This is a genomic window from Collimonas fungivorans (genome assembly GCF_028292705.1).
GTDB lineage: Bacteria > Pseudomonadota > Gammaproteobacteria > Burkholderiales > Burkholderiaceae_D > Collimonas > Collimonas fungivorans_B.
This window is the reverse complement of sequence record NZ_JAQGLV010000089.1, coordinates 1-11,940: the sequence shown is the minus strand read 5'-3', so window position 1 is coordinate 11,940 and position 11,940 is coordinate 1. Positions and strand designations below refer to the sequence as shown.

12 protein-coding genes are annotated in these 11,940 nt (G+C 62.1%); 4 read left to right on the top strand and 8 right to left on the bottom strand.

Annotated features, from left to right (window positions below):
- The coding region (locus tag JWQ61_RS04625) for an LLM class flavin-dependent oxidoreductase (RefSeq protein WP_304359482.1) at positions 1 to 631 on the top strand (631 nt) is incomplete at its 5' end.
- A gap of 27 nt (positions 632 to 658) precedes the next feature.
- Positions 659 to 1,657 (top strand): aldo/keto reductase, encoded by a 999-nt coding sequence (locus JWQ61_RS04620; RefSeq protein WP_304359481.1) that lies wholly within the window; start codon positions 659 to 661, stop codon positions 1,655 to 1,657.
- 27 nt (positions 1,658 to 1,684) lie between these two features.
- On the opposite strand, the gene eutC is transcribed toward JWQ61_RS04620, so the two are convergent.
- The 5 genes from eutC to adh all read right to left on the bottom strand — a co-directional run bounded on the left by eutC (position 1,685) and on the right by adh (position 7,541).
- Positions 1,685 to 2,497, bottom strand: a complete 813-nt coding sequence (gene eutC, locus JWQ61_RS04615; protein WP_304359480.1) for an ethanolamine ammonia-lyase subunit EutC — start codon at positions 2,495 to 2,497, stop codon at positions 1,685 to 1,687.
- 9 nt (positions 2,498 to 2,506) lie between these two features.
- Positions 2,507 to 3,910: an ethanolamine ammonia-lyase subunit EutB gene (locus tag JWQ61_RS04610; RefSeq protein ID WP_304359479.1), complete on the bottom strand. Its 1,404-nt coding sequence runs from the start codon at positions 3,908 to 3,910 to the stop codon at positions 2,507 to 2,509.
- A 36-nt stretch (positions 3,911 to 3,946) separates the two neighbouring features.
- Positions 3,947 to 5,338 (bottom strand): ethanolamine permease, encoded by a 1,392-nt coding sequence (eat, locus tag JWQ61_RS04605; RefSeq protein ID WP_304359478.1) that lies wholly within the window; start codon positions 5,336 to 5,338, stop codon positions 3,947 to 3,949.
- A gap of 207 nt (positions 5,339 to 5,545) precedes the next feature.
- Positions 5,546 to 5,944, bottom strand: coding sequence for a DUF779 domain-containing protein (locus JWQ61_RS04600; protein ID WP_304359477.1), 399 nt, complete (start codon positions 5,942 to 5,944; stop codon positions 5,546 to 5,548).
- Positions 5,945 to 6,020: 76 nt separating this feature from the next.
- Positions 6,021 to 7,541: an aldehyde dehydrogenase gene (adh, locus tag JWQ61_RS04595; RefSeq protein ID WP_014005641.1), complete on the bottom strand. Its 1,521-nt coding sequence runs from the start codon at positions 7,539 to 7,541 to the stop codon at positions 6,021 to 6,023.
- A 429-nt stretch (positions 7,542 to 7,970) separates the two neighbouring features.
- On the opposite strand from adh, the gene JWQ61_RS04590 reads away from it, so the two are divergent.
- Together JWQ61_RS04590 and JWQ61_RS04585 are read left to right on the top strand one after the other, a co-directional pair.
- Entirely contained in the window at positions 7,971 to 8,996 is a 1,026-nt protein-coding gene (locus JWQ61_RS04590; protein ID WP_041741573.1) for a patatin-like phospholipase family protein, read from the top strand.
- Positions 8,997 to 9,001: 5 nt separating this feature from the next.
- Positions 9,002 to 9,889, top strand: a complete 888-nt coding sequence (locus JWQ61_RS04585; RefSeq protein WP_304359476.1) for an alpha/beta fold hydrolase — start codon at positions 9,002 to 9,004, stop codon at positions 9,887 to 9,889.
- A gap of 32 nt (positions 9,890 to 9,921) precedes the next feature.
- Here JWQ61_RS04585 and JWQ61_RS04580 read toward each other — a convergent pair whose 3' ends face one another.
- From JWQ61_RS04580 to JWQ61_RS04570, 3 genes are all read right to left on the bottom strand, one after another.
- On the bottom strand, positions 9,922 to 10,104 hold the full coding sequence (locus JWQ61_RS04580; protein ID WP_304359475.1) for a hypothetical protein: 183 nt from the start codon (positions 10,102 to 10,104) through the stop codon (positions 9,922 to 9,924).
- A gap of 27 nt (positions 10,105 to 10,131) precedes the next feature.
- Complete coding sequence (locus JWQ61_RS04575; protein WP_304359474.1) at positions 10,132 to 10,578, bottom strand: MarR family transcriptional regulator; 447 nt, start codon at positions 10,576 to 10,578, stop codon at positions 10,132 to 10,134.
- 18 nt (positions 10,579 to 10,596) lie between these two features.
- Positions 10,597 to 11,940: DHA2 family efflux MFS transporter permease subunit (locus JWQ61_RS04570; RefSeq protein ID WP_304359473.1), on the bottom strand; the 1,344-nt coding region annotated here is incomplete at its 5' end.

The window sequence follows — 11,940 nt, the reverse complement described above, 5'->3', positions numbered from 1 at the left end:
GCTGCTGACCATGAAGGCCGCCGCCAGCGTCGACCAGCTCAGCAACGGCCGTCTCTTGCTTGGCATAGCCAGCGGCGACCGGCCGGTTGAATATCCGCTGTTCGGCCGGGATTTCGCCGGCCGCGGCCAGGCATTCCGCGAACAGGTGGGGCTGATCCGCAACTGGGCCGCGGACTACCTGCCGCCCGGCATCCAAGTACTGCCGCGCCCGCAGCAGCCCTTGCCGCTGTTGGTGGCCGGCCTGGCGCAGCAGACGCCAGCCTGGCTCGGCCAGCAGATGAATGGCTGCCTGGCTTATCCCGGCACGCCGGAAGATCACGCGCATCGCGCCGCTGCCTGGCGTGCGGTGGCGGGCAACGACAAACCGTATATCAGCTTCATCCATCTGGACCTGGCCGATGACCCCGATGCGCCGATGCGCCGGCACCGTTTCGGCGGCCGCGTGGGGCGCAAGGGCTTGGTTGCGGAACTGGCGGCGATGCAAGAGGCGGGCGTGAGCCACATCGGACTGCACTTCAGGCAAAACCGGCGGCCGCTGGCGGAGACGATGGCGGAAATCGCTGAATTTGTATTACCCGAATTTCATCTGGCCGGCAGCTTTGCAGACGTCGCCGAAGCAGCAACTGTCTAATCTATTTAACGAAATCAAGGAAATATCATGCGTATCAATTTACCCGGAAAAGTAGGATTCGGCACCGCCCCCTTGGGCAACATGTTTCGCGATATCCCGGCGCAGGAAGCGCTGGATACGGTAGAAGCGGCGTGGCAGAACGGCATCCGCTATTTCGACGCCGCGCCGTTTTACGGCGCCGGCCTGGCCGAGCTGCGGCTGGGCGAGGCGCTGGCGCCGCGTCCGCGCGACGAATATGTGCTGAGCACCAAGGTCGGCCGTCTGATCCTGAATGAAATCGAAGACACCGGCAGCCGCGACATGGGCGAGAAGGGCGGACTGTTCGTGCATGGTCTGCCAAACAAGGTGATGTACGACTACACCGCCGACGGCACCCTGCGTTCCATCGAAGACAGCCTGAAGCGCCTGCGCACCGACCGTATCGATTATGTCTGGATCCACGACATCGCCCAGGATTTCCATGGCGAGAACTGGCTGGAAGTATTCGACGTCGCCATGAACGGCGCGGCGAAGGCGCTGACGCGTTTGCGCGAAGAAGGCGTGATCAAGGGTTGGGGCCTGGGCGTGAACAAGGTTGAACCTTGCCTGCTGACCTTGCAGCAAGCCGATCCCGACGGTTTCCTGCTGGCCGGCCGCTACACCTTGCTTGACCACCGGCATGCGCTGGAACAGCTGATGCCCGCCTGCGAACAGCGCGGCGCCGGGATTGTCGTTGGCGGCCCTTACAACTCGGGCATCCTGGCCGGCGGCGAGCATTTCGAGTATCAAAAGGCGACGCCGGAAATGATCAAGCGGGTCCAGGATATCCAGGCAATCGCCACGCAATACCAGGTCGATATCAAGGCTGCGGCCCTGCAATTCTCGTTGGGCCATCCTGCAGTGGCGGCAGTGATTCCGGGCGCCAGCCGTCCCGAGCGCATCGCGGAAAACCTGGCGCTGGCGGATACGCCGATTCCTGCCGGATTCTGGCTGGCGTTGCGTGAGCAAGGATTGGTTGCGGCCAATGCGCCGCTGCCAAACGCCTGATTTGGCATAAAGCGGATTTAGCTGGCCCTAGCGCTGTTCCAGCAGGAAATTGCGCTCGGGCTGTTGCAGTTCGCCGTGTTCGCTTGCGGTTTCGTCTTTCAGCTGCACGCCGGACAATTGCCGCTGGCGCGCCTGCGTCAGCAGGTAGTGCAGCTTGTAAGCCGCTTCCGCATACGACAAGCCGGCCGGCCTGACGTTGGAGATGCAATTGCGACTTTCATCGGTCAGGCCGACGCGCGGCGCCCAGGTCAGGTACAGGCCCATGCTGTCCGGCGAACTCAGGCCGGGGCGTTCGCCGATCAGCACCACCACGGCCTTGGCGCCCAGCAGCTCCCCCACTTCATCGCCGATGGCGACCCGTCCCTGGCGCACGATGGCTAGCGGCGCCAGCGTCCAGTTTTCCGGCGCCAGCCTTTGCTTGAGGGCGTCCAGGAATGGCAGGGCATTCTGTTCAATGGCGAGCGCGGACAAGCCGTCGGCGATAACGATGGCCAGGTCGTAACGGCGCGAGGCGCTGTGCGGCCGCTCTGTCAGCGCACTGCGCGAGGCGGCATCGAGGCGGCGTCCGAGGTCGGGGCGCTGCAGATAGATATCGCGCGTTTCCGCCGCGCTGGACAGGGTGATGCAGATATCGCCGTTGTTGTTCAACGCCTGTCGCAATGCCTGCGTATCGAGCGCCAGGTGCACTGCATCCCGCGCTCTCGCATGGGCCAGCTGGAATTCCAGCTGCGCCGAAGTGGGCAGGCTGACGCCGCTGCGCCCGAGGGCGATGCGGGCGGCGGTGAACTGCCGCAGCGCCTGCCAGGGATTGTCGACTACGGTGGGGTTCGAATCGCTCATGTATCAACCTCAGGAAAGGCGCAGCAGCGCCTGCTGGAATGCCGGCGGCAGCTCGTCGCCCAGCTTGACGTAGCTGTCTTCGGTAAAGATTTTCATGGTCTTCAGCCATGTCTCGAATTCCGGCGCCGGTTTCAGGCCGAGCACGCGCCGCGCGTAGAGTGCGTCATGGAAAGAGGTGGTCTGGTAATTGAGCATGATGTCGTCCGATCCCGGGATGCCCATGACAAAGGTGCAGCCGGCGGCGCCGAGCAGGGTCAGCAGGATGTCCATGTCGTTCTGGTCGGCTTCGGCATGGTTGGTGTAGCAGACGTCGCAGCCCATGGGCAGGCCGAGCAGCTTGGCGCAGAAATGGTCTTCCAGGCCGGCGCGGATGATCTGCTTGCCGTCGTACAGGTATTCGGGGCCGATGAAGCCGACTACGGAATTGACCAGCAGCGGCTTGAACTTGCGCGCCACGGCATAGGCGCGCGCTTCGCAGGTCTGCTGGTCGACGCCGTGATGGGCGTTGGCCGACAGTGCGCTGCCCTGGCCGGTTTCGAAATACATGACGTTGTTGCCGACGGTGCCGCGCTGCAGCGACAGCGCCGCATCGTGCGCCTCGGCCAGCAGCTTGAGGCTGATGCCGAAACTCTGGTTGGCGGCTTCGGTGCCGGCAATCGACTGGAACACCAGGTCCACCGGCGCGCCGCGGTTGATCGCTTCTATGGTGTTGGTGACGTGGGTCAGCACGCAGGACTGGGTAGGAATCTGGTAGCGGTCGATGATGTCGTTGAGCATGCTGACGATCTTGATCACCTGCGGCACATTGTCGGTGGCAGGGTTGATGCCGATGACGGCGTCGCCGCTGCCGTACAGCAGGCCGTCGAGGATGCTGGCGGCGATGCCGGTGGCGTCGTCGGTCGGATGGTTCGGCTGCAGGCGCGTCGACAGGCTGTGCGGCAGGCCGATGGTGTTGCGGAAGCGCGTCACCACCCGGCATTTTTTTCCGACCAGGATCAGGTCCTGGATACGCATGATCTTGGATACCGCGGCCGCCATCTCGGGGGTGATGCCGGGGGCAACCGCCGCCAGCACGATTTCGTCAACCTGGTCGCTCAGCAGCCAGTTGCGGAAATCGCCCACTGTCAAATGCCTGATGGCGGCAAAAGCGCCGGCGTCGTGGTCGTCGACGATCAGGCGGCTGATTTCATCCTGTTCGTAGGGCACCAGCAGGTCGTCCAGGAAGGTCGCCAGCGGCAGCTCCGCCAGCCGCATCTGGGCCGCCACCCTTTCCTCCGCGCTGCCGGCGGCCAGCCCTGCCAGGTAGTCGCCGGAACGCGGCGGGGTAGCCTTGGCCATCAAGTCTTTCAGGTCGCGGAACAGATAGGTTTTCGCTCCGACGATATGGCTGAACTGATGTGTTCTGTTATTCACTGACAGCGTCCTCCAGGCGGATGGCCAACGTGCTCCCTACGCAACATCATAGGCGCTTTGCTCGGTGCTGCGGCTGTTTTTCGTCATCAGGAACACCGCGTAGCCGCAAGCCAGGAAGGCAGCGAAGATGCCGAAGATCAGCGCATTGTAGTAAATCATGGTGGCCATGCAGACGCTGGCGCCGACCAGTGCAAACGCCGGGAACCATGGATAGAAGGGGGCGCGGAAAGGCCGCTCCATGTCGGGCGCGCTGCGGCGCAGGCGGAACAGGCTCAGCATGCTGATGATGTACATGGTGATGGCGCCGAACACCGACATGGTGACGATGTTGGCGGTCAGGGTCTGGCCGCCCAGTGTGATCAGCTGGTCGCTGTAGATGGCGGCGATGCCGATCACGCCGCCGGCCAGGATCGCCCGGTGCGGGGTCTTGAAGCGCGGATGGATCTTGGCGAAATAGCCAGGCAGGTAGCCGTCGCGCGCCAGTGCGAAGATCTGGCGCGAATAACCGAGGATGATGCCGTGGAACGATGCGATCAGTCCGAACAGGCCGAGCCAGACCAGCATGTGCAGCCAGCTGCTGTGTTCGCCGACGATCAGTTTCATCGCCTGCGGCAGCGGATCGTTGATGTTGGCCAGCTTGGTCCAGTCGCCGGCACCGCCGGCAAACACCATCACGCCGATGGCCAGCAGCACCAGGGTGATGATGCCGGTGATGTAGGCGATCGGGATCGAGCGTTTCGGATCCTTGGCTTCTTCGGCGGCCATCGCCACGCCTTCGATCGCCAGGAAAAACCAGATGGCGAACGGAATGGCGGCAAACATGCCGGGGATGGAAGCCAGGCTGAAATTGTCCTGGCCGGACCAGCCGCCCTTGGTGAAATGCGCCATCGAAAATCCCGGCGAGACCACGCCCATGAACACCAGCAGTTCGAAGATCGCCAGCAAGGTCACGCACAGTTCAAACATGGCGGCGATCTGCACGCCGACGATATTCAGCGCCATGAACACTACATAGGCGCCGACCGCGGCAGTCTTCGGATCGAGCGATGGAAACTGGACGTTGAGATAGGCGCCGATCGCCAGCGCAATCGCCGGCGGCGCAAACACGAACTCGATCAGGGTGGCGGCGCCGGCAAAATAGCCGCCCAGCGGCCCGAAGGCTTTTTTGCTGTAGGCGAACGGACCGCCGGCATGTGGGATGGAGGTGGTCAGTTCGGTGAAGCTGAAGATGAATGCGGTGTACATGGCGGCGATGAACAGCGCCGTCACGGTAAAGCCGAGCGTGCCGGCCGAAGCCCAGCCGTAGCTCCAGCCGAAATATTCACCCGAAATCACCAGGCCGACGGCGATTCCCCATAGCTGTATCGTGCCCAAGGTCTGTTTCAAGGCGGGGGCTGCGCTGGCGCCTGAGCCGGTTTTTGCATTCATGAGGCTTCTCCACGGGATAGGTGCACGAAAATCGAAAGAAAATGTTCCGGGTCACACACTACTGCGCCTTTGCTGCGCCACTTTGGACAGCTAACAGGCGAAAGCGGTGCATCTCTGTTGTCGGCGCGGCAAGCTGCGATTGCGGCCTGGTCTTGCAGGCACGCAAGAGCAGAACAAAAGCAAAATACGTGCCTTTGTGGTGCACAATTATTCGGCGGCTTGTTTGCCCAGCAACAGCGGAGCTGCGGCCAGCAGTGCATATTCGTCGTCGCTGAACAGGCGCGAACGGCTCAGGAAGCGCCGGCCGCTGCCGTTGTCGACAGAAAACATGCCACCGTTGCCTGGCACCACGTCGATGATCAGCTGGGTATGTTTCCAGTATTCGAACTGGTCGGCGCCGATATAGAACGGCGCGCCGTCCAGGTCGCCGAGATAGACATCGGCATCGCCGACCTGGAAATCGCCGATGGCGTAGCACATGGGCGAACTGCCGTCGCAGCAGCCGCCGGATTGAAAGAACATGAGCGGACCATGTTTTTGCCTGAGCTGCTGCAGGAATTCGAGTGCGGCGCCGGTGGCGCTGACGCGGGCGGGGATTGCGGGCATGGTGTGTGGTCGCTGGTGACGGGATAACGGAATGCTGGCTCCTGCCCCGGTACAGACGGGCCAGGAGCCAGCGCGCTTAGAAAAAGCCCAATGCGTTCGGGCTGTAGCTGACCAGCAGGTTCTTGGTTTGCTGGTAATGATCCAGCATCATCTTGTGGTTTTCGCGGCCTATGCCCGACTGCTTGTAGCCGCCGAATGCGGCATGGGCCGGATACAGGTGGTAGCAGTTGGTCCATACCCGGCCGGCCTGGATCCCACGCCCCATGCGGAAGGCGCGCGAGCCGTCGCGGGTCCACAAGCCTGCGCCCAGGCCGTACAAGGTGTCGTTGGCCAGCGCCAGCGCTTCCTCTTCATCCTTGAAGGTGGTGACGGACAATACCGGGCCGAAGATTTCTTCCTGGAAGATGCGCATCTTGTTGTTGCCTTCGAAGACCGTCGGTTCGACGTAGTAGCCGGCGTCGAAATCGCCGCCCAGCTGCTTGCGCACGCCGCCGGTGAGCAGCTTGGCGCCTTCCTGCTTGCCGATGTCGATGTAGGACAGGATCTTTTCCAGCTGCTCCTGCGAAGCCTGGGCGCCGATCATGGTGGCGCTGTCGAGCGGATTGCCTTGCTTGATGGCCTTGACCCGTTTCAGCGCCCGCTCCATGAAACGGTCGTAGATCGACTCCTGGATCAGCGCGCGCGACGGGCAAGTGCAGACTTCACCCTGGTTCAAGGCGAACATGGCGAAACCTTCCAGGCACTTGTCGAAAAACGCGTCGTCCTGGTCCATCACGTCGGCAAAGAATACGTTCGGCGATTTGCCGCCCAGTTCCAGCGTCACCGGAATGATGTTTTGCGAAGCGTATTGCATGATCAGGCGGCCGGTGGTGGTTTCGCCGGTGAAGGCGATCTTGGCGATGCGCTTGCTGGAGGCCAGCGGCTTGCCGGCTTCCAGGCCGAAGCCGTTGACGATGTTGAGCACGCCGGGCGGCAGCAGGTCTTGCACCAGCTCGATCCAGACCATGATCGAGGCTGGCGTCTGCTCGGCCGGTTTCAGCACCACGCAATTGCCGGCGGCCAGCGCCGGCGCCAGTTTCCAGACTGCCATCAGGATCGGGAAATTCCATGGGATGATCTGGCCCACCACGCCCAGCGGCTCGTGGAAGTGATAGGCATAGGTCTGGTCGTCGATGGTGGCGACTGAACCTTCCTGGGCTCGGATGCAGGCGGCGAAATAACGGAAATGGTCGATCGCCAGCGGTATGTCGGCGGCCGTGGTTTCGCGTATCGGCTTGCCGTTGTCGATGGTTTCGGCAATCGCCAGCAATTCCAGGTTGGCTTCCATGCGGTCCGCGATCTTGTTCAGGATGTTGGCGCGTTCCGCCGGCGAGGTCTTGCCCCAGGCGGCTTTGGCGGCGTGCGCCGCGTCCAGCGCCAGTTCGATGTCCTCGGCGCCGGAACGGGCGATTTCACAGAAGGTCTTGCCGATGACCGGGCTGACGTTTTCGAAATATTCGCCCTTGACCGGCGCCACGAACTTGCCGCCGATGAAATTGTCATAACGTTGCTTGAATGGATTGCGGGTGGCTAGCTTGCTGATGTCTGCGAGATTCATGTCGTCCTCTGGCTTGGAATGAGTGAGTGGGGTTCAGCGCTACAAACTGCAACTGTTGTTGCGCAACGAATGTGCCAGTGCCATGCCAGTGCGGCGGCAATACGACAGGAACTGCCAGGAGCCAGGCCCGGAGCGGCTTGTGAAGGATAGGGCTGGCGGCGATGGCGGTTTGGCCGGCAGTCTGGTATTTTAAAAACACAGGACAACTGTTCCGTTTCTGAACAGTCGCTGAACACAGTTGCTGCAAAACGTGTCAGTGTCTTTCACGGCAACGTCCGCCCGGAAAAAATGCGCTAGGCACGATTAGCCAAAGATTGGTAAATTAGCAGCACAGGAGATATGGTCAGGCCCGGTCGTGGATTTAAAGACAGGCGTCAAACCTGCAGGCAAGGGCCCATTTCAACCGACAGCAATCTTCAGGGATATTTCATGCAAAACAAGATAATGACTTTGGCGCTGCAGGGCGGCGGTTCCCATGGGGCGTTCACCTGGGGCGCCCTGGATCGCCTGCTGGAAGATCCCCGGATCGAGATCGAAGGCATCAGCGGCGCCAGCGCCGGCGCCATGAACGCGGTGGCAATGAGCTACGGCCTGGCGATCGGCGGCCGCGACGGCGCGCGCCAGGCGCTGGCCGATTTCTGGGATAGCGTCAGCACCCGCGATCTCTACAGTTTCATGCGGCCGGACGCGTTGAGCGAAGCCGGCATCGCCTCGCAGGCGACCTCCTCGGCGCTGCTCAAGCACATGTTCTCCGTGACCAGGATGTTTTCGCCGTACCAGCTCAATCCGTTTGACCTGAATCCCTTGCGCGACATCCTCGGCAAGCAGATCGACTTCGAACGTTTGCGGGCGGAAGGCAAGGTCAAGCTGTTCATCGCCGCTACCCAAGTCAGCACCGGCCGCCTGCGCATCTTCCGCAATGACGATTTGACGCAGGACGCCTTGCTGGCGTCGGCCTGCCTGCCGTCGATGCACCACGCAGTCGAGATCGACGGCGAGGCTTATTGGGACGGCGGGCTGACCGCCAATCCGCCGATTTTCCCGCTTCTCCATCTGTGCAACTCGCCCGATGTGCTGGCGGTGCTGCTGCATCCGTTCCGCCGGCCGCTGACGCCTACCGGCACCGACGAGATCGGCCAGCGCCTGAGCGAAATCAGTTTCAGCTCGACCTTTTTTACCGAGCTGGGCGGGCTGGCGCTGGCCAAGCGCGAAACCGAAGCCGACCCCAAGGCGCGCGGCAAAATGCACGACCGGCTCAAGGAGCTGCGCATCCACGTGATCGATTCGGATGCCTTGATGAGCCAGCTGAGCTCGGCCAGCAAACTGAACACCAAAGCCTCTTTCATCCATGCCTTGCGCGACGCCGGCAGGGCGCGCGCGGAACTCTGGCTGACCGAGAAATTTTCCGGCGCCGATCTGCAATCGAATTTCGACCTCGACCAATTCCTGGCCTGATGCCCATGAAACTATCCCGTTCAGAATTCCTTTCCTTGCGCGGCTTGCGCTACCACATACGCCACTGGGGCCGCGCCGGCGCCCCGAAAGTCTTCATGATGCATGGCTGGATGGATGTATCGGCCTCGTTCCAGTTCGTGGTCGATTGCCTGCAGCGCGACTGGCATGTGATCGCGCCGGACTGGCGCGGCTTCGGCCTGACCGAAGGGCCGCCGGTGGAGAGCTACTGGTTTCCCGATTACCTGGCCGACCTCGACGCCATCTTGCAGCATTATTCCGCCGATGCGCCTGTCAACCTGCTCGGCCACAGCATGGGCGGTTATGCCGTGGGCCTGTACGCCGGCACGCGGCCGCAGCGGATCAAGGCGCTGATCAACCTGGAAGGTTTCGGCGGCGAGCACCTGTCGGCCGAGCTGGCGCCGGCGCGTTACGCCAAATGGCTGGACCAGCTGATTGAAGCGGCCGCCTTGCTGAGTTATCCGGACCTGGCGGCGGTGGCGGCGCGCCTGCAGAAGACCAATCCGCGCCTGAGCGACCAGCGGGCGGCGTTCCTGGCCCAGCATTGGTCGCGCCAGAACGACCTGGGACGCTGGGAGATCCTGGCCGATCCTGCGCACAAGATCATCAATCCGGTGCTGCCGAGGGTGGAGGAAATGCTGGCCTGCTGGCGCGCCACCACGGCGCCGGTGTTATGCGTCGAGGCGGAATTTACCAACATGTGGCAATGGATGGGCGGCCAGGATGTCATGCGCGGCGAGATCGACAGCCGCATCGCCATGCTGCCGCACGCCAGGACCGCGGTTGTCGCCAATGCCGGCCACATGCTGCACCACGACCAGCCGCAGGCGCTGGCGACATTGATTGAACAGTTCCTGGAGGAAAGACAGGCCTGACTGCCGCCGTCCTTCAACACGGCTATTCGATTTTAGTAGTGGCTTTCCTCGAAGGCATTGATCAGCCTGATCATGTCGTCCATGCGGCTCTGTTCCTGCGTTGTGGTGCGGCGGTTCCACAGGATATCGAATTCGACCACGGTCAGATGGTATTCGATTTCGCTCAGCTCGTCTATCTCGCCGATAGCGCCGGCATTCATTTCTTGCTCAAACATGTGTACCTCCTGACATGCAGATCAATGTCAAATTTTCGACAACAGCTTATGCAGCAATTCTTTCAGCTTGCTGGTTTCGTCCTGGCTGAAATCCGCCAGGACCTGGTCCAGCACATGGGTGATGCATTCGATCAGCTTCGGGTAAATCGACCAGCCGGCCGCGGTTAGTTCGAGCGTGATCGCGCGGTTGTTCTGCGGCGAACGCAGCCGCGTCACCAGGCCTTTCCTTTCCAGGCGCCTGACCATGCGCGTCATCGCGCCGGGATCGTAAGCCAGCAATTTGCATAGCGCCGCGATCGACTCTGTGCGCGAGTTGGCCAGGTTGACGATGATCACGTACTGGGCCGCTGTAATATCCAGCACCTGCAATTCCCGGTTCAGCGCGTCCAGGATCACGCCGTGCGCCTGTTCCATCAAGGCATCCAGGCCGGCGGCGGATTGCCGCTGTTGCCGGAGGTGGGTTAGGGTAGCCATGGCTGCTTGAGGGTTGTGTCAATGCGCCGCCGAGGTGTCGGCAACGCGTTTGGGTTTCGGTGCGAACCACACCGCGGTCGCCGCCAGCAAGAATGACAGCGCCGCCATCATGAAAATATGGTTGGTCGACAGCATGATGCTTTGCGACTGCACGGTCTGTTCGATGCTGAGCCGCGCCTGGTCCGTGCTCAGACCGGACTGCACCAGGGTATTGCTGGCGTTGCCGGCCTGGTCGACCAAGCCCGACAGTTCGGCGTGATAATAGATCGCCTTGTTTTCCCAGCTGGTGTTGACCAGAGAAGTGGCGATGGCGCCCGACATGGTGCGGCAGAAACTCATCAGGCCGGCAGCGGAGGCGGTCTCGGAAAAATTGACGCTGCTCAGCGCCAGCCCGGTCAGCGGCACGAAGAACAGCGGCAAGCCTATGCCTTGCAGCAGCAACGGCCAGCCGATCTGAAAGGTGGTCATGTCGGTGCTGTTGAAGCTGCGCAGCAAGGTCACCGAACCGAGCCACAGCACGCCTAGGCACACCAGTTTGCGCGGATCGACTTTGGTCGACAGCTTGGCGACGAAGGGCGCGGTCATGACCGCCAGGATGCCGCTCAGGGCGGTGGTCTGGCCCGAGTGGGTGGCGGTGTAGCCCATGTAGCCCTGCAGCCACAGCGGCGTCAGCACGGTGGCGCCGAAGAAGGCGCCGAAGGCCAGGCAGATGGTGATCACACTGGCCGAATAACCGCGGTGCCGGAACACCCGCAGGTCGACCACCGGATTGCGCTCGGTCAGCTCCCAGATCAGGAAGGCGATGAAGCCGATGATGGCGATCAGCGCCAGGACCACGATTTCAGGCGAGGCGAACCAGTCTTTTTCCTTGCCCTGGTCCAGCATCAGCTGCAGGGCGGCGACCCAGACGATCATCAGCCCCATGCCGACTTTGTCGATAGGCACTTTCACCAGCGACGATTCGTAGCGCTTGAACATTTTCCAGCCGAGATAACCGCAGATCAGCGCCACCGGCACGTTGATGTAGAAGATGTAGGGCCAGCTGTACTGGTCGCACAAGACGCCGCCCAGTATCGGTCCGGCAATCGGCGCAATCAGCGTGGTCATGGCCCACAGCCCGACCGCGGTCGGCGCTTTCTCCTTGGGGAAAACCCGCAACAGCAAGGTTTGCGAGAGCGGGATCAGCGGGCCGCCGGCCAACCCTTGGAAGATGCGGAAGGCGATCAGCATGCCGAGCGAATTGGCCAGGCCGCACAGCGCCGAGAACACGCCGAACATGACCATCGACGTGATGAATACCCGCACCGCGCCGAAGCGGTTGGCGAGCCAGCCGGTCAGCGGCACGGTGATCGCTTCCGCCAC

Bases quoted from the DNA above. Each gene is read 5' to 3' on its own strand.
- JWQ61_RS04620 (WP_304359481.1), top strand. From the start codon at position 659: ATGCGTATCAATTTACCCGGAAAAGTAGGATTCGGCACCGCCCCCTTG.
- eutC (WP_304359480.1), bottom strand. From the start codon at position 2,497: ATGAGCGATTCGAACCCCACCGTAGTCGACAATCCCTGGCAGGCGCTG.
- eat (WP_304359478.1), bottom strand. From the start codon at position 5,338: ATGAATGCAAAAACCGGCTCAGGCGCCAGCGCAGCCCCCGCCTTGAAA.
- JWQ61_RS04600 (WP_304359477.1), bottom strand. From the start codon at position 5,944: ATGCCCGCAATCCCCGCCCGCGTCAGCGCCACCGGCGCCGCACTCGAA.
- adh (WP_014005641.1), bottom strand. From the start codon at position 7,541: ATGAATCTCGCAGACATCAGCAAGCTAGCCACCCGCAATCCATTCAAG.
- JWQ61_RS04590 (WP_041741573.1), top strand. From the start codon at position 7,971: ATGCAAAACAAGATAATGACTTTGGCGCTGCAGGGCGGCGGTTCCCAT.
- JWQ61_RS04585 (WP_304359476.1), top strand. From the start codon at position 9,002: ATGAAACTATCCCGTTCAGAATTCCTTTCCTTGCGCGGCTTGCGCTAC.
- JWQ61_RS04580 (WP_304359475.1), bottom strand. From the start codon at position 10,104: ATGTTTGAGCAAGAAATGAATGCCGGCGCTATCGGCGAGATAGACGAG.
- JWQ61_RS04575 (WP_304359474.1), bottom strand. From the start codon at position 10,578: ATGGCTACCCTAACCCACCTCCGGCAACAGCGGCAATCCGCCGCCGGC.